At 64.8% G+C, this 18,806-nt stretch carries 20 protein-coding genes; 11 read left to right on the forward strand and 9 right to left on the reverse strand.

Translation table 11 applies throughout. The features are described from left to right. Nucleotides 1–15: 15 nt before the first annotated feature. Together AC1TXO_RS20260 and AC1TXO_RS20265 are read right to left on the reverse strand one after the other, a co-directional pair. Nucleotides 16–702 (reverse strand): GntR family transcriptional regulator, encoded by a 687-nt coding sequence (locus AC1TXO_RS20260; protein WP_486403388.1) that lies wholly within the window; start codon nucleotides 700–702, stop codon nucleotides 16–18. Nucleotides 703–840: 138 nt separating this feature from the next. Continuing rightward, nucleotides 841–1,989 (reverse strand): aminotransferase class V-fold PLP-dependent enzyme, encoded by a 1,149-nt coding sequence (locus AC1TXO_RS20265; RefSeq protein WP_486403389.1) that lies wholly within the window; start codon nucleotides 1,987–1,989, stop codon nucleotides 841–843. Between the two features lie 101 nt (nucleotides 1,990–2,090). On the opposite strand from AC1TXO_RS20265, the gene AC1TXO_RS20270 reads away from it, so the two are divergent. Further along, nucleotides 2,091–2,774, forward strand: coding sequence for a Crp/Fnr family transcriptional regulator (locus tag AC1TXO_RS20270; protein WP_486403390.1), 684 nt, complete (start codon nucleotides 2,091–2,093; stop codon nucleotides 2,772–2,774). Nucleotides 2,775–2,855: 81 nt separating this feature from the next. On the opposite strand, the gene AC1TXO_RS20275 is transcribed toward AC1TXO_RS20270, so the two are convergent. Next, a complete protein-coding gene (locus AC1TXO_RS20275; RefSeq protein WP_486403391.1) occupies nucleotides 2,856–3,035 on the reverse strand; it encodes a hypothetical protein in 180 nt (59 codons plus the stop codon). 306 nt (nucleotides 3,036–3,341) lie between these two features. Here AC1TXO_RS20275 and AC1TXO_RS20280 point away from each other — a divergent pair, with 306 nt between their 5' ends. The 9 genes from AC1TXO_RS20280 (at nucleotide 3,342) to AC1TXO_RS20320 (ending at nucleotide 12,680) form a co-directional block, all read left to right on the forward strand. Next, the gene (locus AC1TXO_RS20280; RefSeq protein WP_486403392.1) at nucleotides 3,342–4,274 is read left to right on the forward strand and encodes an alpha/beta fold hydrolase; all 933 of its coding nucleotides are present in this window, start codon (nucleotides 3,342–3,344) and stop codon (nucleotides 4,272–4,274) included. A 506-nt stretch (nucleotides 4,275–4,780) separates the two neighbouring features. Then, the gene (locus AC1TXO_RS20285; protein ID WP_486403393.1) at nucleotides 4,781–6,019 is read left to right on the forward strand and encodes an OprD family porin; all 1,239 of its coding nucleotides are present in this window, start codon (nucleotides 4,781–4,783) and stop codon (nucleotides 6,017–6,019) included. 97 nt (nucleotides 6,020–6,116) lie between these two features. Continuing rightward, nucleotides 6,117–6,923 carry an NAD-dependent epimerase/dehydratase family protein gene (locus tag AC1TXO_RS20290; protein WP_486403394.1) on the forward strand — a complete coding sequence of 269 codons (807 nt, stop codon included), beginning with the start codon at nucleotides 6,117–6,119 and terminating at the stop codon, nucleotides 6,921–6,923. A gap of 27 nt (nucleotides 6,924–6,950) precedes the next feature. Continuing rightward, nucleotides 6,951–7,832: a glucurono-1,5-lactonase gene (locus AC1TXO_RS20295; protein WP_486403395.1), complete on the forward strand. Its 882-nt coding sequence runs from the start codon at nucleotides 6,951–6,953 to the stop codon at nucleotides 7,830–7,832. A 62-nt stretch (nucleotides 7,833–7,894) separates the two neighbouring features. Further along, nucleotides 7,895–8,866 (forward strand): TRAP transporter substrate-binding protein, encoded by a 972-nt coding sequence (locus AC1TXO_RS20300; protein WP_486403396.1) that lies wholly within the window; start codon nucleotides 7,895–7,897, stop codon nucleotides 8,864–8,866. Between the two features lie 64 nt (nucleotides 8,867–8,930). Beyond that, nucleotides 8,931–9,458 (forward strand): TRAP transporter small permease, encoded by a 528-nt coding sequence (locus tag AC1TXO_RS20305; protein WP_486403397.1) that lies wholly within the window; start codon nucleotides 8,931–8,933, stop codon nucleotides 9,456–9,458. Then, on the forward strand, nucleotides 9,459–10,739 hold the full coding sequence (locus tag AC1TXO_RS20310) for a TRAP transporter large permease (RefSeq protein WP_065861368.1): 1,281 nt from the start codon (nucleotides 9,459–9,461) through the stop codon (nucleotides 10,737–10,739). A gap of 122 nt (nucleotides 10,740–10,861) precedes the next feature. After that, entirely contained in the window at nucleotides 10,862–11,791 is a 930-nt protein-coding gene (locus AC1TXO_RS20315) for an EamA family transporter (RefSeq protein ID WP_486403398.1), read from the forward strand. Between the two features lie 19 nt (nucleotides 11,792–11,810). Continuing rightward, nucleotides 11,811–12,680, forward strand: coding sequence for an aldose 1-epimerase (locus tag AC1TXO_RS20320; RefSeq protein ID WP_486403399.1), 870 nt, complete (start codon nucleotides 11,811–11,813; stop codon nucleotides 12,678–12,680). A gap of 7 nt (nucleotides 12,681–12,687) precedes the next feature. On the opposite strand, the gene AC1TXO_RS20325 is transcribed toward AC1TXO_RS20320, so the two are convergent. The 6 genes from AC1TXO_RS20325 to AC1TXO_RS20350 all read right to left on the reverse strand — a co-directional run bounded on the left by AC1TXO_RS20325 (nucleotide 12,688) and on the right by AC1TXO_RS20350 (nucleotide 17,715). Beyond that, nucleotides 12,688–13,584: a LysR family transcriptional regulator gene (locus AC1TXO_RS20325; protein ID WP_486403400.1), complete on the reverse strand. Its 897-nt coding sequence runs from the start codon at nucleotides 13,582–13,584 to the stop codon at nucleotides 12,688–12,690. A gap of 94 nt (nucleotides 13,585–13,678) precedes the next feature. Beyond that, nucleotides 13,679–13,891, reverse strand: a complete 213-nt coding sequence (locus AC1TXO_RS20330) for a hypothetical protein (protein ID WP_486403401.1) — start codon at nucleotides 13,889–13,891, stop codon at nucleotides 13,679–13,681. Between the two features lie 37 nt (nucleotides 13,892–13,928). Then, nucleotides 13,929–14,558 (reverse strand): glutathione S-transferase family protein, encoded by a 630-nt coding sequence (locus tag AC1TXO_RS20335; protein ID WP_486403402.1) that lies wholly within the window; start codon nucleotides 14,556–14,558, stop codon nucleotides 13,929–13,931. A 331-nt stretch (nucleotides 14,559–14,889) separates the two neighbouring features. Then, nucleotides 14,890–16,053: an SMP-30/gluconolactonase/LRE family protein gene (locus tag AC1TXO_RS20340; protein ID WP_486403403.1), complete on the reverse strand. Its 1,164-nt coding sequence runs from the start codon at nucleotides 16,051–16,053 to the stop codon at nucleotides 14,890–14,892. A gap of 65 nt (nucleotides 16,054–16,118) precedes the next feature. Further along, on the reverse strand, nucleotides 16,119–17,192 hold the full coding sequence (locus AC1TXO_RS20345) for an aldo/keto reductase (protein ID WP_486403404.1): 1,074 nt from the start codon (nucleotides 17,190–17,192) through the stop codon (nucleotides 16,119–16,121). A gap of 145 nt (nucleotides 17,193–17,337) precedes the next feature. Beyond that, nucleotides 17,338–17,715, reverse strand: coding sequence for a c-type cytochrome (locus AC1TXO_RS20350; RefSeq protein WP_486403405.1), 378 nt, complete (start codon nucleotides 17,713–17,715; stop codon nucleotides 17,338–17,340). Nucleotides 17,716–17,884: 169 nt separating this feature from the next. Here AC1TXO_RS20350 and AC1TXO_RS20355 point away from each other — a divergent pair, with 169 nt between their 5' ends. Beyond that, a complete protein-coding gene (locus AC1TXO_RS20355) occupies nucleotides 17,885–18,790 on the forward strand; it encodes a LysR family transcriptional regulator (protein WP_486403406.1) in 906 nt (301 codons plus the stop codon). Nucleotides 18,791–18,806: the final 16 nt, after the last annotated feature.

Genomic DNA, 18,806 nt, shown 5'->3' on the forward strand with positions numbered 1-18,806 from the left:
AGCCGCCGCGTCGGCTCAGCCGTCGCGGCGCTTGAAGTAGAAGTCTTCGGAGATCACCAGGAACTGGTACACCGCCTGGTGGGCCGTGTCGGGGCAGCCGCTGGTGAGGGCGGCGGCGAGCTTCTTGAGTTCGACCACGGTCACACCGAAGTTGGCCACGTCACGCACGTTGGAAAAGCGCACCTGATTGGCATGGTCGGCCAGGTTCTCGATCAGTTCGAGCACCCGCTTGTTCTGCACCTGGCCCAGCCAGGCCCGCCTGAAAGCGGCGTTGGCGGTGAACATGATGTCGCTGTCCAGGGCGACGATGGCAGTCATGGCGATCTCGATGGCGTTGTTCAACTGCTCGGCCAGCTGCGCATCGGCAGCCCTTGCGACCATCGCTGCGGCAGCGGGCTCGAGAATCCGGCGCGCCTCGAAGACATCCCTGATCTGGGCATCGGTCAGCACCGGCACGCGGAAACCACGGCTGGTGCCTTCCAGGAAACCTTCGTTGACCAGGCGCAACATCGCCTGCCTGACCGGCATGCGCGTGCACTGGAAATCTTCGGCGATCTGGTAGTCGAGAATCCGGTCGCCGGGACGCCACTTGCCGAGGTTGAGCTGCTGGCGAATGAACAGGTAGACCGTATCGACCAGCGTCTGGCGCGGCTCTTTGTTCGCCGCCTCGACGGTCTCGGATGAACGGGCGGATCTTGGCATGGTGCGGGAACTTGGGCAGGAACGAATCGCAGAGGCTAGCAGATGAGAGAGCAGCGGTACACACAGCGAAAACGCCGGACCAGCGCGGCGGCTCGTGCAACGCTGCCCCACCGGCAACCTTGCACGAGCCGCGACGGATCAGCGTTGGTTCAGCTGCCGGTCCAGCGCCGCCAGGCACTCGATGGCCTGACGCACGTCGGCTTCGGTGTTGTAGAAGTGCGGGGCGATGCGCAGCACATCGCTGCGCGCCGAGACGATGAAGCCCTCCTTGGCCATCAGGCCTTCGAGGGTCTTGGCCTGGGCGACGCGGATCGCCGTGTTGGCGGCCTTGCACGACAGCTCGGTCGGGCTCGCCACTTCAAGGCCCTGGGCTGCGGCGGTGTCCAGCGCCACCTGCGACAGGCGCTTCTGCCAGGCATTGATGTGCCCCACGCCAACCTCGTTGATCAGCTGCAGTGCAGCCTGCGCGGCGTAGGCCGCCATCATCGGCGGCGTGCCCACGTCGAAGCGGTTGGCATTGGGTGCGTAGTCGAGCTTGCGGATATCGAACTCGAACGGATTGCTGCGCCCGAACCAGCCGGTCAGGCTCGGCTCGAGCTTGAGCGCCACCTCGCGTCGCACATAGAGGAAGGCGATGCCCGGCAAGCCCAGCAGGTATTTCTGCATGCCGGAGGCGAGCATGTCGATCGGCGTCGCCTTGACGTCCATCGGCTCGCTGCCGCTGGCCTGGTAGGCATCGACGAACACCAGCGCACCGTGCGCATGGGCCTGGCGGGTGATCTGCGCGACGTCCTGGCGATAGCCGTTGTAGAAACACACCTGGGAGATGCACACCAGTCGGGCGCGCTCGTCGATGGCCTCGATGAAACGCTCGGTCGGCACCGCGTCGTTGGTGGATTCGACGAACTGCACCTGCGCACCGAAACGTTGCTGTGCAAGCCACAGGTGACCGATCGAAGGGAAGTCCATGTCGGTCATCAGCACCTTGTTGCGCGCCGCCGGATAATCCAGCGCCGAGGCGATCAGGCCGGCCGCTTCGGTGACGCTGGCGCATACCGCCACTTCATCCTCGTCGGCGTTGATCATGCGCGCGAACTCGGCCTTGGCCGCTGCCACCCGGGTCATCCACAGTTCCCAATCCATGCCGCGCGCATGCAGGCTGTCGAAGTACTCGGCCACCGCTTCGCGGACCGGGGTGGCGATAGCGCTCTGCGAACAGCTGGAAAGCTGGATGTTGTTGGTCAGCGACGGGAACAGGTGGCGATAGCGGGTAACAGCATGGTCCATGGCAGACTCCTCATCAGATGTAGCCACAGCGTGAACCCGCCGTCAGGGCAGGTCTGTAAAGCGCTTTACATCCGGCCACCTTTCTTCGTCTTGGAATCGACATGCACACCCCGTCCCTGCCACTGATCTCACCCTGGTTGAGCGATACGCCCGACTGGCCCGCGTGCATGCAAGAGGGCCAGCGACGTCACTTCGCCAAGAACCAGGTGCTGTTCAGCGAGACCGCCGCCTGCAGGCACCTGATGCTGGTGCTCGAGGGTCGCGTGCGCCTGGTCAGCACCGGCGCCGACGGCTGGGAGGGACACCTGCTGGTGGTTTCACCCGGGAGCGTGATCGGGGATTGCGGATTGTTCGGCAATCAGCGCCATGCCATGACGGCGCGCGCATCCACCGCAGTGACCGTGGCCATGCTCGATGCCGGCACGCTCAGGCGCTCGATCCAGCACGATGCGGGCCTGGCCCTGCGCTTTCTCGAGGCTGCCCACCTGCGCCAGCGCATCCTGCTGCAGCACTATCGGCTGGCCAACTGTGCGGACGCCTTCGAGCGGGTGTGCTTCCACCTGCTGGGCCTGGCCAGCGCCCATGGCCGCCAGACGGCACAGGGCATTCGCCTGGAGCTCGACTTCACCCAGCAGGAAATGGCGGAGATCTGCTGCCTGTCGCGGGTCAGCGTCAGCCAGGCCTTTGGCCGGCTGGAAACGCTGCAGGCCATGAGGCGCGAGCCTGATCGGAGATGGCTGATCGATCCGCAGCGCATACGGAGCCTGGTTGCGCATCTGCTGTAATGGGCAGTGCCTTCAGCGTGGTGAGGATTCACATCCAGCGAGCCACCGGGGGCCGCCTTGCAGGCCCCCGGCGATCCTTGCTCAGCAGATCGGGAAGCACTTCAAGGCACCACCGATCCGCACGCAGGTGTGGCACTTGTCGATGGTGTTGCCGCCGCCGACCGGCGAGGTGGTCATGCCGCCATCGGCCATCGCCGAGGCGCTCAGGCCGAGGCTGGCGAACAGGGCGAAGGCTGCAAAGGACAGGGAAACTTTCTTCATCATGAGGCTCCGTGAGGTAGACATCCGTTGTGCGTCATCTGCAGTGCTGGCGAACACGCACCGACCGAACGCAAAGTGAATCTACACCGCGGTTTCGTTGTGAACATGCTTGTCCAGGCAACTTTCACAGCGTTTTGCGCGTGCGTAGACGGCGAAGGCAATCGCACGTTTTTTCACACCCGCTGCTGCAGTCACCCGGCCAGTCCTTCCGCCAACTGCAACAGTCATTTGCGCCCTGCCCGGTTCTCCGACCTGAAGGTGCTGGATACAGTCCGCCCATCACTTGTCCACCCCCGGAGCACCACCATGAACCGCCTCATGTTCAGCGCACTCACCACCCTCGGCCTGGGCCTGGCCAGCCTTGTCCAGGCCGCGCCGGTCAGCTATCGCAGCGTCGAGATCGAAGGCGTGCAGATTGCCTACCGCGAAGCCGGTGACCCCGGCAAACCAACGCTACTGCTGCTGCACGGCGTCCCCAGTTCCTCGCGCATGTACGATGCGCTGATGCGCAGGCTCGGCGATCACTACCACCTGCTGGCACCCGACTACCCGGGCTTTGGCAACAGCGACGCGCCAACGCCGGCACGCTACCGCTACACCTTCGACAACCTGGCACACACCATGGAGAAGTTCACCGACGCCGTCGGCGCCTCGCACTACACCCTGCTGATGCAGGACTACGGTGCGCCGGTCGGCCTGCGCCTGGCCATGGCTCGTCCGCAGGCGGTGCAGGCGCTGGTGTTCCAGAACGGCAACGTCTACGAAGAGGGCCTGGGCCCGATGTGGGCCAAGCGCAAGCCGTTCTGGAGCGACCGCGCCGCCCACGAGCAGGAGGTGATCAAGGCCCAGCAGTCGCTGGAGGTGACCCGGGGCCGACACATCGGCACCGATCCGAATGTCCAGGCCTACGACCCCGATCTGTGGATGGACGAGTACGCCTACCTCAATCGTCCAGGCCAAGGCCCGATCCAGGCCGAGCTGATCTACGACTACCAGAACAACCTCAGCGCCTACCCGCGCTGGCAGGCATGGCTGCGCCAGCAGCAGCTCCCGACCCTGGTGCTGTGGGGCAAGTACGACCCGGCCTTCATCGTGCCCGGTGCCGAAGCGTTTCGACGCGACCTGCCCAAGGCCCAGGTGCACGTGCTCGACGGTGGGCATTTCGTGATGGATACCCGCCTGGACGAGGTGGTGGAGTTGACTGAGGGCTTCATGCAGGGGATTGCGAAGCAGCACTGAAGCTACAGCGCTGAAACCCATGACCGACGCTCGCCATGCGAGCTGCCCGACAGCGATCGCACCCTACGCCCGCCTCGATAATCGAGACGGGCGTTTTCGTTGCCTGGCTCAGAGAACGGGGGTCATAGGATGTCTTCGCAACAAGCGGGCTAGAGCCACCACGGGCGCTGAACATGAATTTTTCCAGTAAATACGGGGCAGGGCCTGCAGCAAAAGCGTTGACAGCAATTTGATCCGTTGTTAATAATTCTCCTAGTTGTACGACAACACACAACAAAAACAACAATCAGTGAGCCTCTCATGTCGACACCACACCCACGCTATTCGCACCCTCCCCTTGCCAACATTCGCCGCTGCGGCGAGTCGCTGTCAGCGACGGGCACCTGAGCGCCCGATCCGCGCGTTTCACCTTGGTCCACGACGGGCCATTCAACCACCCGCCCCTGTCACCGGTCGCTTGCGCGTGCCCGGCAGGCGGCTGCCTCACTGCTGGGAGCACAACAATAATGAAAATCCGCCAGACCCTGCCCTTCGCCCTGTTCGGCGCCACCGCCCTGGGCGCACTGCCCGACGCGGCACTGGCCGCCGGCTTCATCGAAGATTCCAAGGCGACCCTGAACCTGCGCAACTTTTACATCAACCGCAACTTCGTCGACCCGAGCAACCCGCAAAGCAAGGCCGAGGAGTGGACCCAAAGCTTCATCCTCGACGCCCGCTCGGGCTTCACCGAGGGGCCGATCGGCTTCGGCGTGGATGTGCTGGGGTTGTGGTCGGTCAAGCTCGACGGCGGTGGCGGCACCTACGGCACGGCCCTGCTGCCACGCCATGACGACGGCCGCCCGGCAGACGATTTCGGCCGTCTGGCCGTGGCCGGCAAGGCGCGCATCTCCAAGACCGAGCTGAAGATCGGCGAGTGGATGCCGGTGCTGCCGATCCTGCGCTCGGACGATGGCCGCTCGCTGCCGCAGACCTTCCGCGGCGGCCAGGTGACGTCCAGCGAGATCGCCGGGCTGACGCTCTACGGCGGCCAGTTCCGCGGCAACAGCCCACGCAACGACGCGAGCATGGACGACATGAGCTTCGGCCGTGGGGTGTCCGATCGCTTCAACTTCGTCGGCGGCGAATACAGCTTCAACGACAAGCGCACCCTGGTCGGGTTGTGGAATGCCCAGCTCAAGGATGTCTACCAGCAGCAGTACCTGCAGTTGAGCCACAGCCAGCCCGTGGGCGACTGGACCCTGGGCGCCAACCTCGGCTACTTCCAGGGCGAAGACGACGGCGCCGAGCGCGCCGGCAAACTCGACAACAAGACCTACTCGGGCATGTTCTCGGCGCGCTATGCCGGGCATACGTTCTGGATCGGCCTGCAGAAGGTCAGCGGCGATACCTGGATGCGGGTCAACGGCACCAGCGGCGGCACCCTGGCCAACGACAGCTACAACGCCAGCTTCGACAATGCCAACGAACGCTCCTGGCAGGTGCGCCACGACTTCAACTTCGTCACCGTCGGCATCCCCGGCCTGAGCATGATGAACCGCTACATCAGTGGCCGCGACGTGCACAGCGGCGCGGTCAGCGACGGCAAGGAATGGGTGCGCGAGTCGGAACTGGCCTACGTGATCCAGAGCGGACCGTTCAAGGACCTCAGCGTGAAGTGGCGCAACTCCAACATTCGCCGCAGCTTCAGCAACAACGAGTTCGACGAGAACCGGCTGATCTTCAACTACCCGCTGTCGATCCTGTAAAGCGATGCCATCAATGCATTGACAAGCCGCGAACTCGCTGTCGATAATCGACCCATGTCGTACGACAACCTACAACAATCAACGACAAGAGCTGGCCATGACCACTACTCCCTTCAAACGCCTGCTGCTCACCGGAGCGGCAGGCGGCCTGGGCAAGGTGCTTCGCGAACGCCTCAAAGGCAGCGCCGAAGTCCTGCGCCTTTCCGATATCGCCCCGATGGCACCTGCTGCCGGTCCGCATGAAGAAGTGATCACCTGCGACCTGGCCGACAAGGCTGCGGTGCATGCGCTGGTCGAAGGCGTGGATGCCATCCTGCATTTTGGCGGGGTGTCCACCGAGCACAGTTTCGAGGACATCCTCGGCCCCAACATCTGCGGTGTGTTCCACATCTACGAAGCGGCGCGCAAGCACGGGGTCAGGCGCATCGTCTTCGCCAGTTCCAACCACGTGATCGGCTTCTACCGCCAGGACGAGCAGCTCGATGCCCACTCCCCTCGCCGCCCCGATGGCTATTACGGCTTGTCCAAGAGCTACGGCGAGGACCTGGCCAGCTTCTACTTCGATCGTTATGGCATCGAGACCGTAAGCCTGCGCATCGGCTCATCCTTCCCGCAACCGCAGAACCCGCGGATGCTCTGCACCTGGCTGAGCTACGACGACCTGCTGCAACTCATCGACCGCAGCCTGCGCACCCCCGACGTCGGCCACACCGTGGTCTATGGCGCCTCCGACAACCGCACCGTCTGGTGGGACAACCGTTACGCCGAGCACCTGGGCTATCGGCCCAAGGATAGCTCGGAGGTGTTCCGCGCCGATGTCGAATCAAAGCCCGCGCCCCCCGCCGACGACCCGAGCATGGTCTACCAAGGCGGAGCCTTCGTCGCCGCCGGTCCCTTCGACTGACCGTCACCGTGTGCAAGGAGCAGCACCATGCAATGTGAACTGATCGTCGACGCCCGCAACGCTACCGGGGAAAGCCCGGTGTGGCATGCCGGCGAGCAGGCCCTGTACTGGGTCGACATCCCCACCAGCCAACTGCACCGCTGGACCTTGGCCGACGGCAGCCACCGGACCTGGCAAGGCGATGAGATGCTGGCCTGCATCGCCCGTGGCGCACAGGGCTGGGTCGGGGCGATGGAGACCGGCCTGTTCACCCTTGAACCGACCGCGGACGGACGCTTGCTCGGCACCCGCCTGGCCAGCGTGGAGCACGCCCGCGACGGCATGCGCTTCAACGACGGGCGCTGCGACCGCCAGGGCCGCTTCTGGGCCGGCACCATGCTGATGGACATGCAGCAAGGTGCACAGGTCGGCGCACTCTACCGCCTCGATGGCCAGGACCGCCTGCATTGTCAGTTCGAAGGCATGATCGTGCCCAATGGCCTGGCTTTCAGCCCGGACGGCAGGCGCATGTACCTGTCCGACTCGCACCCCACGATGCAGAAGATCTGGTCGTTCGACTACGACATCGACAGCGGTACGCCTTTCAACCAGCAACTGTTCGTCGACATGCGAGAGTATCCCGGTCGCCCTGATGGCGCGGCCGTCGACCAGGACGGCTGCTACTGGATCTGCGGCAACGACGAAGGCGTGATCCACCGCTTCACCCCCGCTGGCCGCCTGGACCGCTCGCTGCGCGTGCCGGTGAAGAAGCCGGCGATGTGTGCCTTCGGTGGCGCCAACCTCGACACCCTGTTCGTCACCTCGATCCGCCCAGGTGGCATCGACCTCGCCGACCAGCCGCTGGCCGGCGGCGTGTTCGCCCTGAACCCCGGCGTCAAGGGCCTGGAGGAAACACTCTGGCGGGGCTGACCGCCCATCTCACCAACACCTGCACGACCGAAACCAGATAATAAAAACCACGGAGTTTCACCATGACCTTCAAACGCAAGCTGCTTCTTGCCACCCTTCCCTTCGCCCTCGGCCTGTCCAGTGCCGCCAGCGCACTGGACATCAAGTTCGCCGAGATCCATCCGGCCGGCTACCCGACCGTGGTCGCCGAGCAGAACATGGGCAAGAAACTCGAACAGGCCAGCAATGGCGAAATCACCTTCAAGATGTTCGCCGGCGGTGTGCTCGGCTCAGAGAAGGAAGTCATCGAGCAGGCGCAGATCGGCGCCGTGCAGATGAGCCGCGTCAGCCTGGGCATCGTCGGCCCGGTGGTGCCGGATGTGAACGTGTTCAACATGCCGTTCGTGTTCCGCGACCAGGCGCACATGCGCAAGATCATCGATGGCGAGATCGGCCAGGAGATCCTCGACAAGATCACCAACTCCGAATTCAACCTGGTGGCCCTGGCCTGGATGGATGGCGGCTCGCGCAGCATCTACACCAAGAAGCCGGTGCGCAGCATCGACGACCTCAAGGGCATGAAGATCCGCGTGCAGGGCAACCCGCTGTTCATCGACATGATCAACGCCATGGGCGGCAACGGTATCGCCATGGACACCGGCGAAATCTTCAGTGCCCTGCAGACCGGCGTGATCGACGGCGCCGAAAACAACCCGCCGACCCTGCTCGAGCACAACCATTACCAGAGTGCCAAGTACTTCACCCTGACCAACCACCTGATCCTGCCGGAGCCTGTGGTGATGTCCAAGACCACCTGGAACAAGCTCACCCCCGACCAGCAGGCGCTGGTGAAGAAGGTCGCGCGTGAAGCACAGATGGAAGAGCGCGAACTGTGGGACGCCAAGACCGCCAGCAGCGAAGAGAAGCTCAAGGCCGCCGGTGTCGAGTTCATCGCCGTCGATACCAAGCCGTTCTATGACGCCACGGCGCCAGTGCGCGAGAAGTACGGCGCGCAGTACGCCGACCTGATGAAGCGTATCGGCGCGGTCGAGTAAGCCGCCTTTCCTAGACGACCCCGGCGGCATGGCACCGGCCATGCCGCCGCCCCTGGTGATGCCCATGAAAACCTTCTTCCTGCGCCTGAACGACAGGCTCTACAGCAGCTGCATCTGGATCGCCGGCCTGTCGATCCTGGCCATGTCGCTGATCATTCCCTGGGGCATCTTCGCCCGTTACGTGCTCGGCACTGGCTCCAGCTGGCCGGAGCCGGTGGCGATCCTGCTGATGGTGCTGTTCACCTTCGTCGGCGCCGCCGCCAGCTACCGGGCCGGCGCGCACATGGCGGTGGCGATGGTCACCGACCGTCTACCCGCGCCACTGCGCCCACTGGTCGCCGTGCTGGTGCAGGTGCTGATGATCGTGGTGTGCCTGTTCATGACCTGGTACGGCACCCAACTGTGCATCACCACCTGGAACCAGTTCCTGGCCACGCTGCCGGGCGTACGGGTGGGCATGACCTATGCGCCGATCCCGGTCGGCGGCGTGCTGACCCTGATCTTCGTGATCGAAAAACTCATGCTGGGCGATCAGAGCAACCGCAAGGTGGTGCGCTTCGACCTAGTGGAAGAAAGCGAGGGAGCGGCGTAAATGGATGCGTTCATTCTGTTGGGCAGTTTCATCGCGTTGATCCTGCTGGGCATGCCGGTGGCGTACGCGCTGGGGCTTTCGGCGCTGATCGGCGCCTGGTGGATCGACATCCCGCTGCAGGCGATGATGATCCAGGTGGCGAGCGGGGTTAACAAGTTCTCGCTGCTGGCCATTCCGTTCTTCGTGCTGGCTGGTGCGATCATGGCCGAGGGCGGCATGTCACGGCGCCTGGTGGCCTTCGCCGGGGTGCTGGTGGGCTTCGTGCGTGGCGGCCTGTCGCTGGTCAACATCATGGCCTCGACCTTCTTCGGCGCGATTTCCGGCTCATCGGTGGCCGACACTGCCTCGGTCGGTTCGGTGCTGATCCCGGAAATGGAACGCAAGGGCTACCCGCGCGAGTTCTCCACGGCGGTGACCGTCAGCGGTTCGGTGCAGGCGCTGCTCACCCCGCCGAGCCACAACTCGGTGCTCTATTCGCTGGCCGCCGGCGGCACGGTGTCGATCGCCTCGCTGTTCATGGCCGGGGTGATGCCGGGGCTGCTGCTCAGCGCCGTGATGATGGGCCTGTGCCTGTTGTTCGCGAAAAAACGCAACTACCCCAAGGGCGAAGTGATCCCGATGCGCCAGGCGCTGAAGATCGCCGGTGAAGCGCTCTGGGGCCTGATGGCCATGGTGATCATCCTCGGCGGCATTCTCTCGGGGGTGTTCACCGCCACCGAGTCGGCAGCCGTGGCGGTGGTGTGGTCATTCTTCGTGACCATGTTCATCTACCGCGACTACAAGTGGCGCGACCTGCCCAAGCTGATGCACCGCACGGTACGGACCATCTCCATCGTGATGATCCTGATCGGCTTCGCGGCCAGCTTCGGCTACGTGATGACGCTGATGCAGATCCCGTCGAAGATCACCACCGCGTTCCTGACCCTGTCGGACAACCGCTACGTGATCCTGATGTGCATCAACTTCATGCTCCTGCTGCTGGGCACGGTGATGGACATGGCGCCGCTGATCCTGATCCTCACCCCGATCCTGCTGCCGGTGATCACTGGCATCGGCGTCGACCCGGTGCACTTCGGCATGATCATGCTGGTCAACCTGGGCATCGGCCTGATCACGCCGCCGGTGGGTGCGGTGCTGTTCGTCGGCTCGGCGATCGGCAAGGTCAGCATCGAGGCGACGGTCAAGGCGCTGCTGCCGTTCTACCTCGCACTGTTCATGGTGCTGATGGCGGTGACCTACATCCCTGCCATCTCGCTGTGGTTGCCAAGCGTCGTGCTCTAAGTTCGCGGGCAGCCAGCTCTCAAGGGGCACTGCCCTTGAGAGCACTGCCCTTGTGGGAGCGGCGCGGCTACCCGCTCCGGCAAGCCCCCACTGTTGACCTCATTTGCAAATGGACCCTGCACATGGCTGTTCCTGCCTCACCTTCCCTCTTCCCGCGCAAGCTGGCCATCGCCCTGCTGGCGCTGCTGGCCTGCTCGTTCGCCGGCAACCACATCGCCGCACGCATCGCCTTCGACGACGGCACCGGCGTGCTGCTGGCGATCCTCTGCCGCTCCGGCATCACCTTCCTCGCCCTGGCCAGCCTCGTGCTCTGGCAACGCCAGGCCATCGGGCTGCCCAGCGGCACCCGACGCTGGCAATTGCTGCTGGGGCTGCTGATCGCGACCCAGAGCCTGTGCCTGTATTCAGCTGTGGCGCGCATCCCGGTGGCCCTGGCCCTGCTGGTGGGCAACACCTTCCCGATCCTGCTGGCATTGCTCAACTGGGGGCTCAACGGCGTACGGCCAAGCGGGCGCACGGTGCTGTTCATGGCAATGATCCTCTGCGGCCTGGTGCTGGCCCTGGATGTGCCGGGACGCCTGGCCGACAGCGGCGCGGCCAATCCACACTGGACCCTCGGAGTGAGCCTGGCCTTCTGCGCCGCCTGCGTATTCGCCTGCGCCCTGTGGATCACCGACAACAAGCTGGCCGGCGTGCATGGCCCGGTACGCAGCCTGCTCACGTTGCTGATCGTGTTCGCCAGCATGCTGGTTGCCGGCTTCGGTGGCTGGGTACCTGCAGGCCTGTCGGTACCGGGCAGCGCCGGCGGCTGGGCGGCCCTGGCCAGCCTGGTGGTGCTGTACGGGGTGGCGTTCACCCTGCTGTTCGTCTGCGTGCCGCGCCTGAACATGGCGCAGAACGCGCCGGTGATGAACATCGAGCCAATCGCCACCCTGTTGCTCGGCTGGGCATTGCTCGACCAGCAACTGAGCGGCCTGCAACTGGTGGGCGGCGCCGTGGTGGTGGGCGGCATCGTGCTGCTGACCTACCGCCGCGCACCTGCGGCGAAATGATCTTCGTCACCCGGAGCCCATGACCATGACCCTACTGCACCTGCAGGACCGCCTGACCCGTCTCACCCTGGCGCCTGCGCTCGGCGCCAGCCTGGTCAACTGGCAGGTCAGGGCCAGCGGCCAGGCGCTGCTGCGCGCCAGCGATGCCGCAGCGCTGGCCAGCGGCTCGCCCCGACGCCTGGCCTGCTACCCGCTGGTGCCCTGGTCCAACCGCATCGCCGCCGGCGGTTTCGACCGCCCGGATGGCTGGCAGGCGCTTGCGGCCAACACCGACCACGCCCCCTACCCGATTCACGGCAGCGCCTGGCTGCAGCCCTGGCGCGTGGAGCATCACAGCCAACGCCGTGCGCGGTTGCGTCTGGACAGCCACACGCCCTTCGCCTATCAGGCGATGCTGGATGTACACCTGCACGAAGGGCGCCTGGACCTGGAGCTGCACGTCACCCACCAGGCCGCGCAACCGACCTGGCACGGCCTGGGCCTGCACCCGTATTTTCCAAGGTACCCGGACACCCGTCTGCAGGCCAAGGCTGGCCAGGTGTGGGTCGGTGAGGTTGGCGAGCTGCCCTCGCGCCTGGCACCCATCCCCCGGGCCTGGCGCTTCGACAGCGCCAGCTGCCTGCCCGACGATCACATCGACCATGCCTTCGCCGGCTGGACCGGGGCCTGCACCATCGAGCAGCCCGCCCAGGGCTATCGCCTGCAATGCCAGGCCAGCGGCGCCGAGCACTTTCTGCTGTTCTGCCCGCAAGGGCGTGATTTCTTCTGCTTCGAACCGGTCAGCCACCCGATCAACGCCCATCATCTGCCGGGGCGGCCGGGGCTGCGATTGCTGCAACAGGGCGAGCAGGCCAGCCTCGGTCTGCGCCTGCACTACCAGCCAGGCTGAGTGGCGGTCAGTCCAGGCCCTTGGCGCGCACGTCAGCGGCGAGCATGTCGATGAACGCACGCACCTTGACCGAGCCGTACTTGCTCTCGCGATGCAGGATATGAATGGGCCAGGGGGCTTCCTCGAAGTCGGCCAGCACCACCTGCAGGCGACCGCTTTCGATCTCGTCGACCACCTGGTACGACAGCAGCCGGGCGATGCCCAGGCCGGCACAGGCTGCGGCGATGGCCGCATCGTTGCTGGTCACGCTCAGGCGCGGCTTCATGCGCACCATGGTCGGCTCGTCGGTGACACCAAAGCGCCAGCCGGCCCGTGGCGACAGGTTGGTGGTGGCGACCACCACATGCTCGTGCAACTCGCTGGGATGCGTCGGCACGCCGTGCCGGGCGAGGTAGTCGGGCGAAGCGCAGAGCATGCGCCGGACCTTGCCCACCCGCAGGGCCTTGAGCCCGGAGTCGGGTAGCTGGCCGATGCGCACGGCTACATCCATGCCCTCCTCGACCATATTCACCACCCGGTCGAGAAAATATGCCGAGACGTCGACCTCGGGGTACTGCTGCAGGTAGCGCACGATGCTGGGCATGACGAACTTCCTGCCGAACAGGGTCGGCGCGGTCACCGACAGTTCGCCCTTGGGCGTGGTATTGACGCCTGCCGCCGCCTCGTTGGCCTCGGCGATGCTGGCCAGGATGCTGCGACAGTCCTCGAGGTAGCGCCCGCCAGCTTCGGTCAGGCGCACGCTGCGGGTGGTACGCAGCAGCAGCTTGACCCCCAGGCGTTCCTCGAGGGCGCTGACCGCGCGGGTCACGGCCGCCGGTGACATGTCCAGAAGACGCGCAGCGCCGGCGAAGCTTTCCAGCTCGCCGACGGCGACGAATACCTTCATCAGGTGGATGTGGTCCATGCCCTTCCCTTCGTGCCGTGGTGGTTGGAGCTGGATTATTCCAGCCCCTGGGCCTGAAGAGTAGCGCTCTGCGGGTGTGTTTTTCGACACTGGCTCAGCGCACCTCGACACGATGCGCCAGCCAGCGGCGAAAACCCGCTGCCTGGCCATAGTGCGCATATCCGGGCTCGACCATCACCTGCGGCAGCAGGTACCCCGCTTCGCGCTCGCCCATGCAGGCCAGCACCTGGCTTTCACCAGTTTCGCGGTCCGGGTCAAGATCCCCGGCCCATTCACGCCCTTCGACAATCATGCTGAAGTCATTCATGGCTCACCTCCTGCCGCCTGCGTTCAACTGCTGCGCATCAGACCTCGGCCTGCAGGCCGACTGCGGTGCGCGGCATCGGCACGAAACCGTCCAGCGCTTCGACGCGTGCCAGCCAGGCGCGCACGTTCGGGTAGGCATCCAACGACACGTTGCCTTCCGGTGCATGGGCGATGTAGGAGTAGTTGGCGACGTCGGCGATGCTCGGTTCGTCGCCGGTGAGGAACGCGGTCTTGGCCAGCTCGGCGTCCATCACCTTGAGCAGGTTGTGGGCGCGGCCGATCACTTCGTCCGCATTGAAGCCGGCACCGAACACGGTGATCAGGCGGGCAGCGGCAGGGCCGAAGGCAACCGGGCCTGCGGCGATCGACAGCCAGCGCTGTACGCGGGCTTCGCCGGCAGCGTCCTGCGGCAACCAGCGGCCGTTGCCGTAGGTCTTGGCCAGGTAGACGAGGATGGCGTTGGAGTCGCCGATGACGGTGCCGTTGTCGTCGATCACCGGCACTTGCCCGAAGGGGTTGAGCGCCAGGAACTCAGGCTTCTTCTGTTCGCCCTTGGCCAGGTCGACGAAGATCACTTCCGGCTGCAGCTTGAGCAGCGAGGCCATCAGCAGGGCACGGTGGGCATGGCCGGACTTGGGGAAGTGGTAGAGCTTGATAGGGTTGGACATGATCTGGACTCCGGTTCAAAGGTTTGAGGTCTGAGCGCCGGTATCCAAGGGTGGCGCTGCTGGAGTGAATCCTGCGCCTGTTCATCGTTCGAGAGAATCCGTGCGGGCAGCAATCCATAATTTCGCTGGCCGAAACAATCATTGCAGTCAAAGGACCCGCTATCCGCACTTGCGCAGCAGCGGTTTCGCCGCTGCAACCTGGCCCGCAATCACCAGTGCAGCCGGTGCCATGCACTGCGGTGACCCTTTCGCGGGCCAGCCCGCCCCCATAGGGATGGACTGGCCTTTGGATGTTGAACCAGACAGTTGCTTCTAGTGCGCAGAGAAAGCTTCAGTGGCCCTTGCCCTTCACCGGCGGCAGGTCGATGGCCACCAGGTTGCTCTGGGTGTCCACTTCGGTGTTGACCGACAGGCCCGGCGTGGCCCAGGCCATGTCCATGTTGACGATCACCAGTTGATCGCCCCGCATGATCACCTCGGCCGGCTGGTCGAGTGTACCGTCGGCGCCGGTGCTGTCACCGTTCTTCTGCAGGGTAGTGACCTTGCCCTGCGTGTCGATGGCATGCACCGCGTTGCCAAGGAAGTCGGCGCTGTAGAACATCTGGCGCCTGGCATCGAAGATCACGCCGTCGATCGACTGGATCTGCGGATCACGGGCGAACACCTTCATGCTGGTGGCCTTGTGGTCAGGGCCGAGGGTCAGCTTGTACAGGGTGGCATCCTCGATCACCGAGACGAACAGGTTGCCCTTGTCGTCGAAGGTAATGCCGTCGGTCCCGAAGCCCATGCGGCCGCTGGACTTGAAGGCCGATACCAGGTGGCGGTCCTCGTTCTTGGCATCATAGGCCTTGAGCTTGATCGGGCCTTTGTTCATTTCCGCCAGCGGCAGCGCCCAAACACCACTGACCAGCGGTTCACCCTTGGCCTGGGTGGCCGGATCGACCAGCAGCGAGTCGGTGACGTACAGGGTATCGCCTTCCCAGACCAGGCCGTTGGCGGCGATCAGCCCTTCAGCGACCACATCGACGCTGGTGGCCTTGCCGTCCTTGACGTTGACCCGCAGGATCCGCGACTTGTGATCCTTGTCGAAGAACACCTGCATGTCGCAGATGTACAGGTTGCCGTCCGGACCGAAGGCATTGTCCATCGGGCCGATATGGCCGGTGTCGGGGTGCAGGTCCTGGGGTTTGAAGTCGTACCAGTGGGTGACCTTGTCGTGCTTGTCGATGGCCGCCATGAATGGCGGCGCCGGCTGCTTGATCAGGCCGCGCTTGAGCAGGTGATCGTTGTTGAAGTTCGGCACCGAGAGGATCAACGTGCCGTCGGCAGCGATGCCCAGGCCATCGGGGGTGTTGATCTGTGGGCCGAGGTCGGCGAGCAGATGGGTGGCCTGGTGCGCGGGGGCGATCTGCTGAACCGTGGCGGCACTGGCATTGATCGCAGCCAGGGCCAATACCAGCGGCGCGAAGGTACGGGCGAGCGTCTGTGGAGGCATGGAATTGCCCTCTTGTTGAAAGCGTGGGGGGTGGGCACCGGCCAGGCCGGTGCCCCTTTTTTGTTTCAGTCGGAAAGACCCATGGTCTTGCGGTGCAACTGGAGGAATTCGCGCTCCGAAGGCGTAGGACGATCCAGCGCCCACATCGACCGGTGCCAGAACGGATACAGCGGTGCTGGCCGTGCGGCCTGTTCGATATGCGCCATCTGCGCCGCATCCAGGGTCACGCCGGCCGAGGCCAGGTTGTCCTGCAGTTGCGCCTCGGTGCGCGCACCGATCACCACGCTGTGCACGTACTGGCGCTGGCGAATCCACGCCAGGGCGATCTGCGCTGCCGATACCCCGAGGCTGCCTGCAACGTCCTGCAGGGCATCGATCACCGCATACAGCTGCGCCGGGTCGGCGACGTAGGGTTCCAGCCAGCCGGGCGTACCCTGGCGGGTATCGGCAGCGGGCGCCTGGTCACGGCCCACGCGGCCACTGAGCAGGCCCTGGCCGAGCGGGCTCCAGACCATGGTCGCCAGGCCCAGGTCGTCACCGGCCGGGATCAGCTCGTACTCGGCCTCACGGGCGGCAGGGGTGTAGTAGAGCTGGTGCGCGACAGGTGCCACGGCGCCCATCTGGCGGGCAGTGAGCACGGTCTTGGCGACCTGCCAGCCGGAGTAGTTGGACACGCCCCAGTAGCGGATCTTGCCGGCGCGGACCAGGTCGCTCATGGTCTGCACGGTTTCCTCCACCGGCGTCACGCCATCCCAGCGGTGGATGAAGTACAGGTCGAGGTAGTCGGTCTGCAGCCGGCGCAGCGAATTCTCGATCTGCAGCGACAGGTGCTGGCGCGATGCGCCACTGTCGTTGGGGCCGGCCGCCATCGGGCTGGCCGCCTTGCTGAACACCAGCGCCCGGTCACGCCGCCCGGCCAGGGCCTTGCCAACGATCACTTCCGAGTCGCCCTTGGAATACAGGTTGGCGGTATCGATCGCGTTGACACCTGCATCCAGGGCCATGTCGATCATGCGCCGCCCCTGCTGCGCGTCGGCCGAACCCAATGCCTCGAAGCCGTTGGTTCCGGCAAAGGTCAGGGTGCCGAATACATATTTGGATACCAGCAGGCCGGAACGGCCCAGCGGTGAATATTCCATGTAACACCTCCAATGAGTGCGCAACAGTGCGCATGGACAAAGAATAAGTAACAGCGGGCGTTCTACTGAAATTCAATATTCAGAACGGATTGATCTTCACCACAGATCAATCAACTTTCGCCGTATTTGAAGTTATCCGCACAGCTCATGGCTGTTGCAACGGCAAGGTCGAACGACTGGCCGCCTGCGCCGTCAACGGCGGATGATCGATGGGGGTACCGGTGCGGGTCAGCACATAGGCCAGGACATCGGCATAGTCCTGTGCCGCCAGGCTTCCGGGAGCACTGGCCGGCATGCGCGTGGAGACGAAGCCGTACAGCTCGCCCAGGGTGTGCATGCGCTGGCGGGCGAAGGCCATGGGGCGCGCGGGGTCGGCACCATGGCAGGCGGCGCAGACGCCGGAGAATATCTCTTCGCCATGGCGCAGTTGCTCGTCGGGCGTCGGGTCTGCCAGGGCCAGGTGCGGGAGCAGCACCAGCAGTCCGCCGACGAAGATACGCTGCAACTTCGCGGTCGGGGTCATGCAACTTTCCTCCTTCGCGTGGGTTGTCTGAATGATTGCCGCGCACACTTTCTCAACCGTCACAGGGTGCGCCCGCCAGACTTTACGAAGTTGCCAGTCGCCCGTGAAATTCAACTCACCGATGGCATTGATCTATACTGTCCATCTATTGACCGTCTTGGGCCACATCATGGAAATCCGCCAACTCCGACACTTCATCGCACTGGCCGAAGAGTCGAACTTCACCCGTGCTGCGGCACGCGTGCATATCGTCCAGTCGGCCTTGTCGACGTCGATCCGCTCCCTGGAAGATGAACTGGGCGCAGCCCTGTTCACCCGCACCACGCGCCAGGTCAGCCTGACGGCCGCGGGCGAGATCTTTCTGGAAAAGGCCCATGCCGTGCTCGAGGCGGTGCGCGAAAGCGAAGACGCGGTGGCCGACACGCTGGGGCTGCGCCGGGGGCGCCTGTCGATCGGCACGGTGCACAGCCTGTCGGCGTTCATCGACCTGCCGGCACTGCTGGCCGACTTCCATGGACGCTACCCGGACATCGAGGTGCAGCTGCTGCAGGGCAGCACCCAGCACCTGATCGACAAGGTCCGTTCGCGCCAGCTCGACCTGGCGATCCTGCCGATCACCGAACCGCCACCGGAGCTCAAGACCACGCTGATCGTCTGCGAGGACATGGTCTTCACCTGCCACCCTGCGCATGCCCTCGCCCGGCGCGAACGCCTGGGGCTTGCCGACATCACCGGGCAGACCTTCGTCGACTTCGAACCGGCCTTCGGCATCCGCAAGCTGGTGGACAACGCCTTTGCCGCGCAGGGCCTGGAGCGGCGCGTGGCCTTCGAGGTCAGCGACCTGCTCACGCAATTGGAGCTGGTTGGCCACGGCCTGGGCGTGGCGCTGATGCCGGAAACCGTCGCCCGCACCCACGACAGCGGGCTGGCCACGGTGCCGCTCGACACCGAAATCTGCTGGGAGCTGGTGGTGGCCTACTCGCCCCAGGGGGCTGAGGCCGAATTGCCGGATCCCGCACCGGCCGCCTTCCTGGACCTGCTCAAGGCCCGCGGGGCGATCTGCCCGACGGGGTGAGCGTCAAGGCGCCAGC

The sequence above is a fragment of the Pseudomonas sp. FA117 genome (assembly GCF_057370475.1).

Coding starts and splice junctions, on each gene's coding strand:
- AC1TXO_RS20330 (WP_486403401.1), bottom strand. CDS start 13,891: ATGAATGACTTCAGCATGATTGTCGAAGGGCGTGAATGGGCCGGGGAT.
- AC1TXO_RS20275 (WP_486403391.1), bottom strand. CDS start 3,035: ATGAAGAAAGTTTCCCTGTCCTTTGCAGCCTTCGCCCTGTTCGCCAGC.
- AC1TXO_RS20285 (WP_486403393.1), top strand. CDS start 4,781: ATGAAAATCCGCCAGACCCTGCCCTTCGCCCTGTTCGGCGCCACCGCC.
- AC1TXO_RS20305 (WP_486403397.1), top strand. CDS start 8,931: ATGAAAACCTTCTTCCTGCGCCTGAACGACAGGCTCTACAGCAGCTGC.
- AC1TXO_RS20270 (WP_486403390.1), top strand. CDS start 2,091: ATGCACACCCCGTCCCTGCCACTGATCTCACCCTGGTTGAGCGATACG.
- AC1TXO_RS20290 (WP_486403394.1), top strand. CDS start 6,117: ATGACCACTACTCCCTTCAAACGCCTGCTGCTCACCGGAGCGGCAGGC.
- AC1TXO_RS20350 (WP_486403405.1), bottom strand. CDS start 17,715: ATGACCCCGACCGCGAAGTTGCAGCGTATCTTCGTCGGCGGACTGCTG.
- AC1TXO_RS20320 (WP_486403399.1), top strand. CDS start 11,811: ATGACCATGACCCTACTGCACCTGCAGGACCGCCTGACCCGTCTCACC.
- AC1TXO_RS20340 (WP_486403403.1), bottom strand. CDS start 16,053: ATGCCTCCACAGACGCTCGCCCGTACCTTCGCGCCGCTGGTATTGGCC.
- AC1TXO_RS20355 (WP_486403406.1), top strand. CDS start 17,885: ATGGAAATCCGCCAACTCCGACACTTCATCGCACTGGCCGAAGAGTCG.
- AC1TXO_RS20300 (WP_486403396.1), top strand. CDS start 7,895: ATGACCTTCAAACGCAAGCTGCTTCTTGCCACCCTTCCCTTCGCCCTC.
- AC1TXO_RS20280 (WP_486403392.1), top strand. CDS start 3,342: ATGAACCGCCTCATGTTCAGCGCACTCACCACCCTCGGCCTGGGCCTG.
- AC1TXO_RS20345 (WP_486403404.1), bottom strand. CDS start 17,192: ATGGAATATTCACCGCTGGGCCGTTCCGGCCTGCTGGTATCCAAATAT.
- AC1TXO_RS20295 (WP_486403395.1), top strand. CDS start 6,951: ATGCAATGTGAACTGATCGTCGACGCCCGCAACGCTACCGGGGAAAGC.
- AC1TXO_RS20265 (WP_486403389.1), bottom strand. CDS start 1,989: ATGGACCATGCTGTTACCCGCTATCGCCACCTGTTCCCGTCGCTGACC.
- AC1TXO_RS20260 (WP_486403388.1), bottom strand. CDS start 702: ATGCCAAGATCCGCCCGTTCATCCGAGACCGTCGAGGCGGCGAACAAA.
- AC1TXO_RS20310 (WP_065861368.1), top strand. CDS start 9,459: ATGGATGCGTTCATTCTGTTGGGCAGTTTCATCGCGTTGATCCTGCTG.
- AC1TXO_RS20335 (WP_486403402.1), bottom strand. CDS start 14,558: ATGTCCAACCCTATCAAGCTCTACCACTTCCCCAAGTCCGGCCATGCC.
- AC1TXO_RS20315 (WP_486403398.1), top strand. CDS start 10,862: ATGGCTGTTCCTGCCTCACCTTCCCTCTTCCCGCGCAAGCTGGCCATC.
- AC1TXO_RS20325 (WP_486403400.1), bottom strand. CDS start 13,584: ATGGACCACATCCACCTGATGAAGGTATTCGTCGCCGTCGGCGAGCTG.